This window comes from Ruegeria sp. BHSC043 (assembly GCF_059612985.1).
In genome coordinates this window covers 984,554-999,957 of sequence record NZ_JBXWRS010000001.1, presented here as the reverse complement: position 1 = coordinate 999,957, position 15,404 = coordinate 984,554, and the positions used below count along the sequence as shown (strand labels likewise).

General features: G+C 61.7%; 11 protein-coding genes. 5 read left to right on the top strand and 6 right to left on the bottom strand.

What is annotated here, in order from left to right:
• Positions 1–13: 13 nt before the first annotated feature.
• The 5 genes from AC2FMM_RS04870 to pyrH all read right to left on the bottom strand — a co-directional run bounded on the left by AC2FMM_RS04870 (position 14) and on the right by pyrH (position 6,793).
• Positions 14–1,222 (bottom strand): class I SAM-dependent methyltransferase, encoded by a 1,209-nt coding sequence (locus AC2FMM_RS04870; protein ID WP_496680838.1) that lies wholly within the window; start codon positions 1,220–1,222, stop codon positions 14–16.
• Between the two features lie 69 nt (positions 1,223–1,291).
• Complete coding sequence (locus AC2FMM_RS04865) at positions 1,292–2,716, bottom strand: cryptochrome/photolyase family protein (RefSeq protein WP_496795934.1); 1,425 nt, start codon at positions 2,714–2,716, stop codon at positions 1,292–1,294.
• Positions 2,717–2,761: 45 nt separating this feature from the next.
• Positions 2,762–3,988 (bottom strand): aminotransferase class V-fold PLP-dependent enzyme, encoded by a 1,227-nt coding sequence (locus tag AC2FMM_RS04860; protein ID WP_496712324.1) that lies wholly within the window; start codon positions 3,986–3,988, stop codon positions 2,762–2,764.
• Between the two features lie 259 nt (positions 3,989–4,247).
• Positions 4,248–5,834: a BCCT family transporter gene (locus AC2FMM_RS04855; RefSeq protein ID WP_496795933.1), complete on the bottom strand. Its 1,587-nt coding sequence runs from the start codon at positions 5,832–5,834 to the stop codon at positions 4,248–4,250.
• A gap of 206 nt (positions 5,835–6,040) precedes the next feature.
• Positions 6,041–6,793, bottom strand: a complete 753-nt coding sequence (gene pyrH, locus AC2FMM_RS04850; protein WP_496680848.1) for a UMP kinase — start codon at positions 6,791–6,793, stop codon at positions 6,041–6,043.
• Between the two features lie 83 nt (positions 6,794–6,876).
• Between pyrH and miaA the strand changes: the two genes are divergently transcribed.
• The 5 genes from miaA to AC2FMM_RS04825 all read left to right on the top strand — a co-directional run bounded on the left by miaA (position 6,877) and on the right by AC2FMM_RS04825 (position 14,648).
• Positions 6,877–7,785 (top strand): tRNA (adenosine(37)-N6)-dimethylallyltransferase MiaA, encoded by a 909-nt coding sequence (gene miaA / locus AC2FMM_RS04845; RefSeq protein WP_496680921.1) that lies wholly within the window; start codon positions 6,877–6,879, stop codon positions 7,783–7,785.
• A 350-nt stretch (positions 7,786–8,135) separates the two neighbouring features.
• Positions 8,136–9,806, top strand: a complete 1,671-nt coding sequence (locus AC2FMM_RS04840; protein ID WP_496680849.1) for an ABC transporter substrate-binding protein — start codon at positions 8,136–8,138, stop codon at positions 9,804–9,806.
• Between the two features lie 137 nt (positions 9,807–9,943).
• Positions 9,944–10,990 (top strand): ABC transporter permease, encoded by a 1,047-nt coding sequence (locus AC2FMM_RS04835; protein WP_496795015.1) that lies wholly within the window; start codon positions 9,944–9,946, stop codon positions 10,988–10,990.
• A gap of 13 nt (positions 10,991–11,003) precedes the next feature.
• Positions 11,004–12,467 carry an ABC transporter permease gene (locus tag AC2FMM_RS04830; RefSeq protein ID WP_496741382.1) on the top strand — a complete coding sequence of 488 codons (1,464 nt, stop codon included), beginning with the start codon at positions 11,004–11,006 and terminating at the stop codon, positions 12,465–12,467.
• Positions 12,468–12,560: 93 nt separating this feature from the next.
• A complete protein-coding gene (locus AC2FMM_RS04825) occupies positions 12,561–14,648 on the top strand; it encodes a dipeptide ABC transporter ATP-binding protein (protein ID WP_496795932.1) in 2,088 nt (695 codons plus the stop codon).
• Positions 14,649–14,720: 72 nt separating this feature from the next.
• Here the strand turns inward: AC2FMM_RS04825 and AC2FMM_RS04820 are convergent, their stop codons facing one another.
• On the bottom strand, positions 14,721–15,299 hold the full coding sequence (locus AC2FMM_RS04820) for a lytic transglycosylase domain-containing protein (protein WP_496712332.1): 579 nt from the start codon (positions 15,297–15,299) through the stop codon (positions 14,721–14,723).
• Positions 15,300–15,404 lie beyond the last annotated feature (105 nt).

Here is a 15,404-nt window from a genome sequence, read left to right as displayed (position 1 = left end):
TCTTTTCCGTGCTTTAGTTCGGTTTTGCTATGGTGATCTGTGTCACATCGCAATTGCCGGTGTCAAAGGCCGCGCCGCAGGCCGTCAAATAATAATTCCACATGCGGCGGAAACGCTCATCAAAGCCCATGGCCGCGATCTGGTCCCATTTTTCGTTGAACGTGTCGTACCAACGGCGCAGCGTCAGGTCATAGCTCGGCCCGAATTCCTTCGATCGCACAACCTGCAGGCCCGCCTGAGCGATCTGCGCGCGCAGAACCGTCGGCGACGGCAGCATGCCGCCCGGAAAGATATATTTCTGGATGAAATCCACACCGTTCTTGTAAACCTCCCAGCGCCGGTCGGCGACAGTGATGATCTGCAAGGTCGCCTGAGCTCCCGGCTTCAGCCGCTCGCGCACGGTTTCAAAATAGACGGGCCAATATTTCTGCCCGACGGCCTCGAACATCTCGATCGATGCAATGCCGTCATATTGCCCACGTTCGTCGCGATAGTCCTGCAGCTTGAGCTCGACCCGGTCTGACAACCCTGCTTTTTCAATCCGTTGACGTGCGTACTTCAACTGCTCCTGACTGATCGTTAACCCCGTCACGCGCAGGCCGCGCTCCTTTGCGGCGTATTCAGCGAACCCGCCCCAGCCGCATCCGATCTCAAGCACGTGGTCCCCTGGCTTTACACCCATCTCATCGACCATGCTGGCATATTTCGCGATCTGCGCCTTTTCTAGGCTTTCCTGCCCGGTCTCGAACAGGGCGCTGGAATAGGTCATCGTTTCGTCCAGCCAAGCGGCGTAGAAATCATTGCCCAGATCATAATGGTACGAAATATTCTTGCGGGCCTGTTTCCGGTGATTGCGCTGCAGCCAGAACCGCAGCTTCTCATAGGCCTGCACCAGAAACTTACCGGTGAAATCGTCGTAGACCGTCTCGGTGCCCAAATGCACCAGATCCATGAAGGAGCGCAGATCGGGCGTGCTCCACCCGCCTTCCAAGTAGGCGTCGGAAAAGCCAAGCTCGCCTTCTCGGATCAGGCGCGCGAACACGTCGGGGTCATGAATGTCCACTCGCGCAACCGGTCCGGGTTTGGCGCCTTCGCTGCGAAACACGCGCCCGTCGGGCAAGCTGATATCCAGCCGGCCGGACTCCATCTTTCCGAGCATCTTGAAGACTTGGGCAAAATATCTGGGCAGGTTTTTCTGCCCCTCGGTGGTAGTCAAGATCATCCGCGCTCCCCTTTGCGGTATTCGGGTCAGGCTAGGTCGCGAAAGCGTTTCTGGCAAGTTTTCAGTTCCTTACTGGTTTTTTTGGCCTTCATACGCGGCCAACGCCCGTTCGCGGCCGACCTTCAGATCGACGACCGGCCGCGGATAGGCGTCGTTGGGACTCAGGTTCCACGACCGGGGAATGGCTTCGAAATATGACAGGGCGGTCTCCGGCGGGGTGCTCTGACCCTCGGCCACCCAACGCCGCACATAGGCGCCTTTTGGGTCGAACTTCTCGGCCTGGGACTGCGGGTTGAAAATACGGAAGAAGGGCGCGGCGTCCGGCCCTGAACCCGCCACCCATTGCCAGCCCATCGCGTTCGAGGCGGCATCCCAGTCGACCAGGCAGTCGGCAAACCAGTCCATCCCGATTTTCCAATGCGTCATCAGGTGCTTGGTCAGATAACTTGCCACAATCATCCGCGCCCGGTTGTGCATCCGCCCGGTCACGTACATCTCGCGCAGCCCGGCATCGACGATCGGTATGCCCGTGCGCGCAGTCATCCAGGCCCGAACCTCGGGCGTCTCGATGTCCTCGTTCCAGGGAAAGCCGTCCCATTCCGGTCTCCAGTTCCGCGTCAGCAGATGCGGCGTGTGGTACATCAGGTGATAGGCGAACTCGCGCCAGACCAGTTGCCGCAGAAAGGCGTCAGCGCCGGTCGAGCCGATCAGGGCCGCGCCCTTCACCCTGTGCCAGACCGTTCGGGGGCCGATTTCGCCCAGCGCAAGGTATTCGGACAGGTGCGATGTTCCGTCATCCGCCAAAGCGTCGCGCTGCGCCGGATAAGCGTCCAGCCGCTCCATGAAGGCGTCAAGCCGCGCCTCGGCGGCTGTCTCTCCGGCCTGTACATGCTGCCCGACGATCCCGGCGCCCCGCCGCATGGCGTGCCCGAGGCCCCAATCGTCCAGCTGTTCGGACGCGGGCCAGTCTGACGGCGCAGCCAGCCGCTCGGGGGCCGGATCCGGCGAGGGGACGTCCCGCTGCGCCACCGCGCGCCACATCGGTGTGAATACCCGAAAGGGCTTCCCGGTCTTGGTGGCCACTGTCCACGGCTCGAACAGAAGGTGCCCCGGAAAGGATTTTGCGGTCAGGCCCAATTCCGTCAGCGCCGATTTGATACCCGTGTCCCGCGCGATCGCGTCCGGGTCATAGGCCCGAGACCAATAGACCTCGCGCGCGCCCGTCTCGCCAATGAGAGCCTTCAGCGCGTCCAGTGGGGCCCCGCTGCGCAGGACAAGCTTGCTGCCCTTGTGTTCAAGGTTTCGCGCCAGGGCCGCCAGCCCCTGACCCAGCCGCCATTTGGGCGCCGCCCCTAGGCCCGCCACCAGTGAATCGCGAATGAACACCGGTATGATCGGCCGCCCGGACCGTACCGCGGCGCTTAGCGCCGGATGGTCCGACAGGCGCAGATCCTGCCGGAACCAGATGAGAATAGGTGACTGTTTGCTGTCCATGCTCGCCCTGTTTTTCCTTGTCTACGCAGCAACGAGCGTAGCGGATCACAAAACGCGATCAAACGCTTGAAGCAATTGGTCAATCTCGTCGCGCGAGGTGTAGTGGGTGAAGCTGACGCGCAGAACGCCCTGCCCCAGATCGACCCCCAGCGCGGTCAGAGGCCGCACCGCGTAGAAATCTCCGCCGCCCGCCATGATGCCGTGTTGCGCCAGTTCGGCGGCGACCTCCTCGGCATTGCGGTTCAGCGCCAGCGCCACGGTCGGCGCGCGCTGTTCCGCCTTGTCCGGGCCGATCAGGCGCACCGCGTTTCGGTCCTTGACCGCATCCAGCACCGGTTGCAATAGCGCAATTTCATGCGCACGCATCAGGTCATGCACGAACTGGCCGCGTTCGCCCGCGCCCGAAGCCGGGCCACCGTGATGGTCGCACAGCAGATCGACATAATCCGCCATGCCTGCGCTGGCGGCCACCTGCGCATGATCCGGCCCAGCCGGGGTGAACCGCTTGTACAAAACGTCACCATTGAAGTAGTGGGCCTGGTTGGGCAGCAGCTCGCCCAGCGCGCGCCGGATCACCATGCAACCCTGGTGCGGCCCATAGGTCTTGTAGGCCGAAAACAGATAGATATCCGGCCCCAACTCGCCCACGTTGGGGAACCCGTGCGGGGCATAGGAAACGCCGTCGACACACACGAAGGCCCCGGCGGCGTGGGCGATGGCGGTGATCTCGGTCACCGGGTTGATCTCGGCCACCACGTTCGAGCAATGCGGAAAACAGACCAGCCGCACCTTGTCGTCCAGCAGGTTTTCCAGATCGGCCGGGTTCAGCGCGCCGGTCTCGGGGTCGATCTGCCATTCACGGATCTCGATCCCGTCCTCGGCCAGACGCCGCCAGGGGCCGGAATTGGCCTCGTGATCCTGGTTGGTGACCACGATTGCCTCGCCCGGCTTCATCCATTGCCGAAACGCCTGCGCCAGCACATAGGTGTTTTGCGTGGTCGAAGGACCAAAGCTGAGCTCGTCCGTGTCAACGCCCAACAGGGCCGCCATGCGCATACGCGCCTCGTCCATCTCCTCGCCCGCCAGACGGCTGGCCTCATACGGGGCATAGGGCTGCACCTTGCGCTGGGTGTAGAACCGCGTCAGCCGGTCCAGCACCGGCTTGCAGGTATAGGACCCGCCCGCATTCTCGAAAAAAGCCTGTCCCTGCAGGCTCGGCTCGGCAAAGGCCGGAAACTGCGCCCGCACGAAATCGATATCCAGAGTGCCCATCACACTGTCCTTCCCTTGTCATGCACGATGGTTCCAGAGGTCTGCCCGCGCATGACACCGGACATCTCCGACAACATGGTAGGTCTTCCAGCCAGCCACGGGCGGCCGCGGCAGTTCGAATGCGCACACCGAACGGCGACAGTTAGCCTTGGCCAGTCACACGGGTCAAGGTGTGTGTCCCCGTGGCGGCCACACGCGACCGACAACAAGAAAGGGCCCCGGATCGCCCGAGGCCCTTTAGCTCAGATCATGGACCGTATCAGTTGCGGCGGCGTTCGTTCACCAACCCGATGAAAATCGACACGCACATCAGAACCAGCACGATCGCAAAAGGGAACCCGGTTGCGATGGCCGCGGCCTGCAGGGCGCCCAATCCGCCGCCCAGCAGCAGAACGATTGCGATGGCGCCTTCCAGAACGCACCAGAACACGCGCTGCGCGGTCGGAGCGTCGGTCTTGCCGCCGGCGGTGATCGTGTCGATCACCAGCGAGCCGGAATCCGAACTGGTCACGAAGAACACGACCACCAGAACGATACCGACGAAAGACAGAAGGCCGGCCATCGGGAAGGCTTCGAACATCTTGAACATCTTCAGCTCCAGCGCCGCATCCGTCAGGGCCTGACCGCTGCCCGACATCACCTGATCCAGTGCCGCGCCGCCGAACACGCTCATCCACAGCGCACCGACAAGGGTCGGGATCAGGATCACGCAGGTCACGAATTCGCGGATGGTGCGCCCGCGCGAGATGCGCGCGATGAACATGCCCACGAAGGGCGACCACGAGATCCACCAGGCCCAATAGAAGGCCGTCCAGCCTTGCATGAAATTGGTGTCCTCACGCCCGATCCAGTTCGACAGCGCCGGCAGCGCTTCGACATAGGCGATCATGCTGTCGAAGAATCCCGTCAGGATGACCATCGTGGGACCCACGACCAAAACCAGCAACAGCAGAAGGGCGGCCAGGATCATGTTGGCCTCGGACAGGCGCTTGACCCCCTTGTCCAGACCCGCGACGACGGAAACCAGCGCAAAGGCGGTGATCAAGACGATCAGAAACACCTTCATCCCGTCGGTCACCGGAACGCCGAACAGATAGTTCAGCCCCGCCAGCGCCTGCGTCGCCCCCAGCCCCAGCGAGGTCGCTAGCCCGAAAATCGTGGCAAACACCGCCAGAACGTCGATGACATGGCCCAGCGGACCCCAGGTCGCCTCGCCGAACAGCGGGTAGAAGACCGACCGCATTGTCAGGGGCAGCCCGCGGTTGAAGCTAAAGAAGGCCAGCGCCAGCGCGACGATCGCATATACGGCCCAGGGGTGCATCCCCCAGTGAAAGATCGTGGCGGCCATAGCCAGTTCACGCGATGCCTCAGGGTCGTTCAACGCGGCGCTCAGCGGCGCCCAGTCGGTGCGCGCGCCGTCCTCTCCCACGGCCATACCGCCCAGCGACGACCCGAAATGCGAGATCGGCTCGGCCACGCCCCAGAACACCAGCCCGATGCCCATGCCTGCGGCGAACAGCATCGAAAACCAGCCGGCATAGCTGTAATCGGGCCGTGCGTCCGGGCCACCCAGTCGGATCGACCCATAGGGCGTAACGATCAGCAGCAGCGAAAACACCACGAAGATGTTGGCCGCAACCATGAACACCCAGTCAAAGCGGCTGGTCAGCGCGGGGCGCAACCAGCCGAAGAAATCGGCAGCCTGCTCGCGGAAAACCAACGAAAAGAAGACGAAGGCGATGATGGTCAGGCCAGACACGGCAAAAACCGGATTGTGAATATCCAGCCCCATGACCTGGATATTGTCCTGGCCGACCTCGTAGTCGGCATCTGAATTGTCGGACATTCTCTCTCCTCTCACTGTAATGCGCTTTTGATCAGGGAAAGATCGCTTTTTCGGTCAGCCGCCAGAGACTTTCCGGCGGGCAAAAGCGACACGCATACCGGTCACACCGAGCATTTTCAGCGGACCGGAAGGCGTTGGGTTACCTAACGTCCGAACCGAGTCGGGCGCCAGGCAAACTAATGTGGGCTGTTCGGTCGGACCTTTGGCTAGCCTTGAACCTTGGTATAGGTCCCCTCGCCTGCCAGAATTCCGCGGAACCCGCCGGGCTCGTCCAACCCGAATACGATCAGCGGCAGATTGTTGTCGCGCGCCAGAGCGATGGCCGAAGCATCCATGACCTTCAACCGCTTGGCCAGCACGTCGTCATAGGTGACCGTGTCATAGCGCACCGCGTCGGGATGCGCCTTGGGGTCCTTGTCATAGACGCCGTCGACGCCGTTCTTGCCCATGAAGATCGCCTCGCAGGCCATTTCGTTGGCGCGCAGCGTCGCTGCGGTATCGGTGGTGAAATACGGGTTGCCGGTGCCGGCGGCAAAGATGCAGACCCGTTTCTTTTCCAGGTGCCGCACCGCGCGGCGTCGGATGTAGGGTTCGCACACCTCGTCCATCCGAATGGCCGAGATCACCCGCGTGAACACACCCAGCCCCTCGAGCGCGGACTGCATCGCCAGCGCGTTCATCACAGTGGCCAGCATGCCCATGTAATCGGCCGTCGTCCGTTCCATCCCCTGGGCCGAGCCCGACAGGCCGCGAAAGATGTTGCCGCCGCCGATAACCATGCAGATCTCGACGCCCAGGTCATGAACCGACTTCACCTCTTGCGCGATCCGCTGCACGGTGGGCGGATGCAGGCCAAAGCCCTGGTCGCCCATCAACGCCTCGCCCGAGATCTTCAGCATCACGCGATTGTAGGTTGTCTTTGGGGTTTCTTCGGTTGTGGTGGCGGGAGAAAGGGTCATGTTGCGCTCCGGGGTGGCACGGGTTTGTTTTCCGGCGCAAAATGAAGCAAAACCCCCGCGGGTTCAATGCGGATGGTCGGACAATGGCGCAATCGGACAGGACAGGAAACGCAACGACCGCGATCGCGGACCGGCTCCCCCCCGTTCCCGAGGGTAAACCGGTTCTGATCGCGGGCCCCACGGCGTCGGGGAAATCGGCGCTAGCGCTGGCCGTGGCCGAAAGGTTCGGAGGGGTCATCGTCAATGCCGATGCCAGCCAGGTCTATGACTGCTGGCGGGTCATCTCGGCCCGCCCGTCGGCCGAAGAGGAAGCCCGCGCGCCGCACGCCCTTTATGGGCATGTGCCCTACGATGAAACCTATTCGGCCGGGCAATGGCTGCGCGAGGTTACCCCGTTGTTGTCGGGCGACCTGCGTCCGATCATCGTCGGCGGAACGGGGCTGTACTTCAAGACGCTGACCGAAGGCATGGCCGAAATTCCGCCGACCCCTGCCGCGATCCGCGCGCAGGCTGACGCGATGCCCCTGCCCGACTTGCTGGCCGAGGTGGACCCGCTCACGCGCGCACGCCTCGACACCCACAATCGCGCGCGCGTGCAACGGGCTTGGGAAGTCGAACGCGCCACCGGTCGCAGCCTGGCCGATTGGCAGGCCGAAACGCCGCCGCCGGTGCTTCGGCTGGATCAGGCCGTACCGATCGTGGTCGATGTCGACAAGGCCTGGCTGCTGGATCGGATCAACCGGCGGTTCGACCAGATGCTGGCCACCGGTGCCCTAGACGAGGTGGCGGCGATGCGGGACCGGTACGACCCGTCGCTTCCATCCTGCAAAGCAATCGGTGTTCCCGAACTGATGGCCTACGTGACGGGCGACCTCACACTGGACCAGGCCCGCGAGAAAGCGACGATTGCGACACGGCAATACGCTAAACGTCAGCGGACCTGGTGCCGGTCGCGCATGAAGGACTGGCATAAAGTCGACCTGAGCGACTGAGACAACCCGGCGCCGGCCCCTATCACCAGTCTATTTTCATTTCTTTTCATTGCCTTAAGCCGAATTATCACCCTTTGGCCCGCACTAAACAGAATCACCCGGGTGATTTTGGGTGTCACTCTTGGACTTGCCCGGCAGAGTGTGGCGGGGCAACCGGTGTCTTTGCTCTGAAATGTCGTTTTTGAACATCTGATGACGATTTCGAACATTGACCTTGATCGGATTCTGGTGCCGAATGTTCGCATGGGGATGATCTGCGCTCAGAAAAATTCACGGAAACGCCGCAAACGGCTCAGTTCGACTGCGACGGTTTCCAGTAACGAAAAAACAAATCTCACAGGGAGACTTTCATGGAAATCAAGACATTGACCGGCGCACCGGTACACTGGGCGGCGGACATGCACGCCCGGGAATACCAGGAAGGCAAGCTGAGCCGCCGCGAGTTTCTGACGCGCACGACCAGCCTCGGCGTCACTGCTGCTGCAGCCTACGGCATGATCGGGCTGTCCGCCCCGGCCAAGGCGGCCGGCGAGGACGCCAAGCAAATGGGCGGCACGCTGCGCGTTCAGATGGAGGTGCGCGCCCTCAAGGATCCGCGCACCTATGACTGGTCGCAGATCGCGAATGTCACCCGCGGCACGCTGGAATACCTGGTCGAGTACAACTCGGACGGCACTTTCCGCGGCATGTTGCTGGAGGGCTGGGAAGTCAACGACGACGCCACCGAGTACACGCTGAAGGTCCGCAAAGGCGTCAAGTGGAACAACGGTGACGATTTCACTGCCGACGACGTCGCCCGCAACATCGCGCGCTGGTGTGACAAGAGCTCGGAAACCAACTCGATGGCCGGCCGTTTCGCCACGCTGATCGACGCAGATACCGGTCAGGCGATCGAAGGTGCGATCGAGGTGGTGGATTCGCACACCGTCAAGCTGAACCTGCCGAATTCGGACATCTCGCTGATCCCGGGCATGGCGGACTACCCGGCCGCAATTATCCACAGCTCGTTCAGCGAGACGGACCTGACCAACAACGTGGGCACCGGCCCCTACCTGATCGAGAGCCTCGAAGTCGGCGTAAAGGCCGTGCTGGTGCGCAACGAAAACCACACTTGGTGGGGCGAGGACGTGTTCGGCCGCCCAGCGCTGGACCGTATCGAGTATATCGACTACGGCACCGATCCGTCGGCCTGGCTGGCGGCGCTGGAATCCGACGAAGTCGACATGCTGTACGAATCGGTCGGTGAATTCATCGATGTGATGGACGGCCTCGGCTATGTCAAATCCGAGGTCGTCACGATGAACACCATCGTGATCCGCCCGAACCAGCTTGCGGAAGTGGACGGCAAGAAGGTCTATGCCGACAAACGTGTGCGTCAGGCGTTGCAGATGGCCGTGGACAACTCGGTCTGCCTCGAGCTTGGCTACGGTGGTCGCGGCTCGCCCGCGGAAAACCACCACGTTGGTCCGATCCACCCGGATTACTACGAACTACCGCCGCAAAAAGTTGACCCGGAAGGCGCGCGCAAGCTGATGGAAGAGGCCGGCATGGCCGATTTCGAGCACGAGTTGATCTCGATCGACGACGACTGGCGCCGCAACACCACCGATGCGGTCGCAGCCCAGCTGCGCGACGCCGGCATCAAGGTCAAGCGGACTGTTCTGCCCGGCAACACGTTCTGGAACGACTGGGCGAAATACCCGTTCAGCTCGACCAACTGGAACCACCGTCCGCTTGGCGTGCAGATCTGGGCGCTGGCCTATCGCAGCGGAGAGGCCTGGAACGAATTCGGCTGGGCGAACCCCGAGTTCGACGCCCTGCTGACCGAGGCCCTGGCCATTGCAGATGCCGACAAGCGCCGCGAAATCGTGGCCAAGGGCGAAGCGATGATCCAGGAGGAAGGCGTTACCATCCAACCCTACTGGCGGTCGCTGTATCGCCACATGAAGGAAGGTCTGGTGGGTACCGACATGCATGTGTCGTTCGAACACCATCACTACAAATGGGGTTGGGCGGCCTGAGCCCGACCTGAACCCTGCTGGGGCGCCCGAATGCGGGCGCCCCTTTCCAGCCGCAGACACACCGACACGGGGTCGGAACGTCCGAGGCCAGGCAATGGTCCACTGATCTGCGGAAAACCCGAACAACAGGGGCCAACATGGGACTCTTCATCCTCCGACGATTGGGCGTGATGCTGCTGACGGCGCTGTGCCTGACCTTCGTGGTCTTCTTCCTCACGAACCTCTATCCGAACCTGGAAAAACTGGCCAAGACCCAGGGTAACCAGCGCATGTCGGACGAACAGGTCATCTCGTGGCTGGAAAATCGTGGCTATATGCAACCCACGCTGGTCAAGTACGGCCAGTGGCTTGGGGTGATCCCGGGATTCACGAACACTTTGGATGACGGGCAATTCGTGGGCACCTGTGCCCGCCCCGGATCGACCCCGGACACGACCCCCCGCTATTGCGGCGTTCTTCAGGGCGATTGGGGCTATTCGACCGTGTTCAAGGAAGAGGTGGGGACGATCGTCGCCAAACGCCTGGGCAATACCGGGTACCTGATGTTCTGGGTGCTGCTGCTGATGGTGCCAACGGCGCTGCTGGTGGGGGTTCTGGCCGGCATGCGCGAAGGGTCAGCGCTGGACCGGTCGCTGTCCACCTTCTCGATCATCACCACGGCCACGCCAGAATATGTTTCGGGCGTGATCTTCATCGCCATCTTCACCTCGTCCACCGTGGGTCTGAAATGGTTCAAGGGCACGGCCACGCAGGCCATGGACAACCCGACATTCGAGAATTTCTTTCTGCCGGTGCTGACCATCGCCCTGTACGGAATGGGGTATATCGCGCGGATGACCCGCGCCTCGATGACCGAGGTGATGACGGCGCAGTATATCCGCACCGCGCGGCTCAAGGGTGTATCCTTTTCCAACATCGTCCTGAAACACGCGCTGCGCAACGCGCTGATCGCGCCCTTCACCGTCATCATGCTGCAGTTCCCGTGGTTGCTGAACGGCGTCGTGATCGTCGAGACCCTGTTCAACTACAAGGGCTTTGGCTGGGCGCTGGTGCAGGCCGCGGGCAACAACGACATCCAGCTGCTGCTGGCGATCTCGGTCGTGTCGGTCTTCGTGGTTCTTGTGACGCAGCTGATCTCGGATATCGGCTATGTCTACCTCAACCCACGCATCCGCATTTCATAAAGGAGGATAGACCATGGAACCTCTGAGCTGGACTGGCTCTATCGCCTTTCTGAACCCGATCCTGACAATCGCTCTGGTTGCACTGGCCGTCTCGGTCCTGGCTTGGATCCTGGCCAGTATCGTGCTGCCTGAACCCCAGGTGACCGTGAACGCGGATGGCACCGTCAGTTCTGGTGGCGGGCTGCGCAGCCTGGTCGAAACCGCGCTGTGGTATTCCTTCCTGGCCAGCATCGCGACGGTCGTCGCTTATCTGCTGCTGGGCGTATTCCTGGGAACCGGAGCCGGCATCGTCGGCGCCGTCGCGCAGCAGTTCTTGCCGGTCTGGGTGTCGCTGATCATCCTGTTCGCGATGTCGGTCGCCTTCAAGCGGCGGCTGGGCCTGTATGGCAAGCTGTTCGACAGCCCGATCGGCATGATTGGCTTTGCCTTGGTCATGTTCTGGGTGTTCACCGGCATTTTCGGCGCGCTCGACCTGATCGTGACCCATGACCCGCTGGTGCAGTTGTCGGGGATGAAGAACAAGGTGCCCGGCACCCCCCTGCCCAACCCCGAGGACGGGCAGTTCGCCTGGTACCTTCTGGGCGGCGACAACCTGGCCCGCGATGTGTTCAGCCGCATGGTCAAGGGCGCGTGGATCGTCGTGCAGATCGCGCCGCTGGCCACGATGTTCGCCTTCATGGTCGGCATCACGCTGGGCCTGCCGGCGGGGTACTATGGCGGACGCCTGGATACGTTCCTGTCGTTCCTCGCCAACCTGATCCTGGCCTTTCCGGTGATCCTGCTGTTCTATCTGCTGGTAACCCCGGAAATCGTGGCGACCGGCGTGCCGAACTATATGGCCGCAGTGCTGTTCATCTTTCCGATCTTGTTCATCGCGGTGCTCCTGAACTCGCGCTACTATACCCGCCCGAACTTTCGAACGCCTCTGCTGATCGGGGTGCTGGGGATCGCGATCTGGCTGTACCTGTCACTGATTTCGACCGGAGGCCACGTCATCAACACTGACGCCTACAGCATCTGGGGGTTGCCGACCTATCTGGATCTGTTCGACATTCCGGGCGGGATATTGGTCGTGTTCGTATCGGTTGTCTTCGTCAACTCGCCCACGGTGTTCCGCATCGTGCGCGGCCTGGCCATGGACATCAAAACGCGCGACTATGTGGCGGCCGCCCAGACGCGCGGCGAAGGTCCCTGGTACATCATGCTGTGGGAAATCCTGCCCAATGCGCGCGGGCCGCTGATCGTCGATTTCTGCCTGCGCATCGGCTATACGACCATCCTGTTGGGAACCCTGGGGTTCTTTGGGCTGGGCCTGCCGCCGGAAAGCCCGGATTGGGGGTCAACCATCAACGAAGGGCGCAAGCTGCTGTCGATCTATCTGCACCCGGCCCTGCCGCCGGCGTTGGCGCTGTTGTCGCTGGTTCTGGGCTTGAACCTGCTGGCGGACGGCCTGCGCGAGGAAAGCCTGAAGGACTGACGTGAACGCAGCCGGGGGGCCAGCCCCCCCGGACCCCCCGGGATATTTTGAGCCAGATGAAGGGGAAACCGGACTTTGGCGAGGAGCGAAGAAATGAGCAAACTTGCAGATCATGACGGGCCAATCCTGGAAATCGAAAAACTGTCGATTTCATTCTTTACCCGCCTACGGGAAATTCCGGCCGTGATGGATTTTTCGGTTTCCGTGATGCCCGGCGAGGCGGTGGGGCTGGTCGGGGAATCCGGCTGCGGCAAGTCGACCGTTGCTCTGGGCGTGATGCAGGATCTTGGCAAGAACGGCCGTATCGTCGGAGGCACCATCAAGTTCAAGGGCCGCGATCTGAGCGAGATGAGCGCCGAGGAACTACGCGACATCCGCGGCAACGAGATCGCGATGATCTATCAGGAGCCGATGGCTTCTCTGAACCCGGCGATGAAGATCGGCAAGCAGCTGATGGAAGTGCCGATGATCCACGAAGGGGTCAGCAAGGAAGAGGCCTATGCCCGCGCTCTGGAAGTGGTGACCGACGTGCGCCTGCCCGACCCCGAACGGATGCTGAACAGCTTTCCGCATCAATTGTCGGGGGGGCAGCAGCAGCGCATCGTGATCGCGATGGCGCTGATGTCGAAACCGGCACTGCTGATCCTCGACGAACCGACAACCGCGCTGGACGTGACCGTTGAGGCCGCCGTGGTGGAACTGGTCAAGGATCTGGGCAAGAAATACGGCACCTCGATGCTGTTCATTTCGCACAATCTGGGCCTGGTGCTGGAGACCTGCGACCGTTTGTGCGTGATGTATTCCGGCGAGGCGGTCGAACGGGGCTCGATCCATGACGTGTTCGACGAGATGCAGCACCCCTATACGCAGGCCTTGTTCCGCTCGATCCCCCTGCCCGGCGCGGACAAGAACGCGCGCCCGCTGGTCGCGATTCCGGGCAATTTCCCCTTGCCGCATGAACGTCCGCCGGGCTGCAATTTCGGACCGCGCTGCGACTATTTCGAAGAGGGGCGTTGTGACGCGCAAGACATCCCGATGTTCCCGGTGCCGGGGAATGACCGTCACCACACGCGCTGCCTCAAGTTCCAGGAGATCGACTGGAACGCCCCGGTTACCGTGGCGGAGCAGAAGGAAAAAGCGCCCATCGGTCAGACCGTTCTGAAGATCGACAACCTCAAGAAATATTATGAAGTCGCCGCAAATGCGCTGTTCGGTGGCGGCGAGAAGAAAGTGGTGAAGGCCAACGAGACCCTGAGTTTCGAGGCCCGCGAGTCTGAAACTCTGGCCATTGTGGGCGAGTCGGGCTGCGGCAAATCCACCTTTGCCAAGGTGCTGATGGGGCTGGAAACGGCGACAGACGGGCAGATCCTGCTGGACAACCGCAACATCGAAGATCTGCCGATCGAAGAGCGGGATACGAAAACCATCGGCGAAGTCCAGATGGTGTTCCAGAACCCCTTTGACACGCTGAACCCGTCGATGACGGTGGGGCGACAGATCATCCGCGCGCTGGAAATCTTCGGCGTCGGCAATTCCGAGGCCGAGCGCAAGCAACGGATGCTGGAGTTGCTGGATCTGGTGAAGCTGCCCCGGGCCTTTGCCGACCGGATGCCACGACAACTGTCGGGTGGCCAGAAGCAAAGGGTTGGCATCGCGCGTGCCTTTGCCGGAGATGCGCGCATCGTCGTCGCAGACGAGCCGGTTTCGGCGCTGGATGTTTCGGTGCAGGCTGCGGTGACCGACCTGCTGATGGAAATCCAGCGCGAGCACAAGACGACCCTGTTGTTCATCAGCCACGACCTGTCGATCGTCCGCTACCTCAGCGACCGCGTGATGGTGATGTATCTAGGCCATGTGGTCGAACTGGGCACCACTGATCAGGTGTTCTCGCCCCCCTATCACCCCTATACCGAGGCATTGCTGAGCGCGGTTCCGATCGCCGATACCTCGGTCGAGAAAGAGCACATCGTGCTCGAGGGGGATATTCCATCGGCGATGAACCCGCCGCCGGGATGTCCGTTTCAGACACGCTGCCGGTGGAAATCCGAAGTCCCCGGGGGCCTGTGCGAACAGCAGGTTCCGCCGGTCAAAACTTTGTCCGAGGGGCACCAGATCAAGTGCCATCTGGCCGAGGACATTCTTGCCAGAATGCAACCGGTCATCAAGATCGCTGCTGAATGACGTACGCGGTCTTCGACGGGTTGGGGCCGTCAACTGGACGGTCCAGACCAATTGCCGCGAGTGATGGGGTTTTCAGCCGCCCCAGATGGCCTTCACATAGTTCCGGGTCTCTGCATAAGGTGGTATACCGCCGTGCTTTTCCACCGCCTTCGGCCCCGCATTGTAGGCGGCCAGTGCAAGGCGCCATGACCTGAATTTCTTGTACTGCCAGTACAGGTAGCGCGCGCCGCCTTCCAGGTTCTGCTTGGGGTCGTGCGGGTCTACGCCCAGCAGGCGCGCGGTCTGCGGCATCAGCTGCGCCAGCCCCAAAGCGCCCTTGTGGGACCGGGCATGCGGGTTCCATCCGCTTTCCTGCTGGACCAGCCGCAGGAACAGCTCTTCGGGGACGTTGTGCATGCGGGCGGCCTGGCGCGCCAGGACAAGATACTGCCCCTTGTACTTGCCGTCATACCGTTTGCCGAACTTTCCCTGCGCCGATTTGGGTTTGAGACGCTCGCTGTCGCGGTATTGGCTGGCGGCGCGACTGTCCAGCACCTTGGCCTGCTTGAGAAAGATATCCCTGCGGTTCTTGGTCGAAAGAACATCGGCGCCCGACGGAACAGAAGTCAGCGCAAGGAAGGCAACCAAAAAACCAGTCAACACATACCGCATTCAAGCAAATCCCGCCCGTTCTGCCATCAGAATGAGTATAGGTATTTCAAGCCGAAATGAAAGCTTGGTTAATCGCGGGTGGAAATTCAAACCTAAGGCGCCACG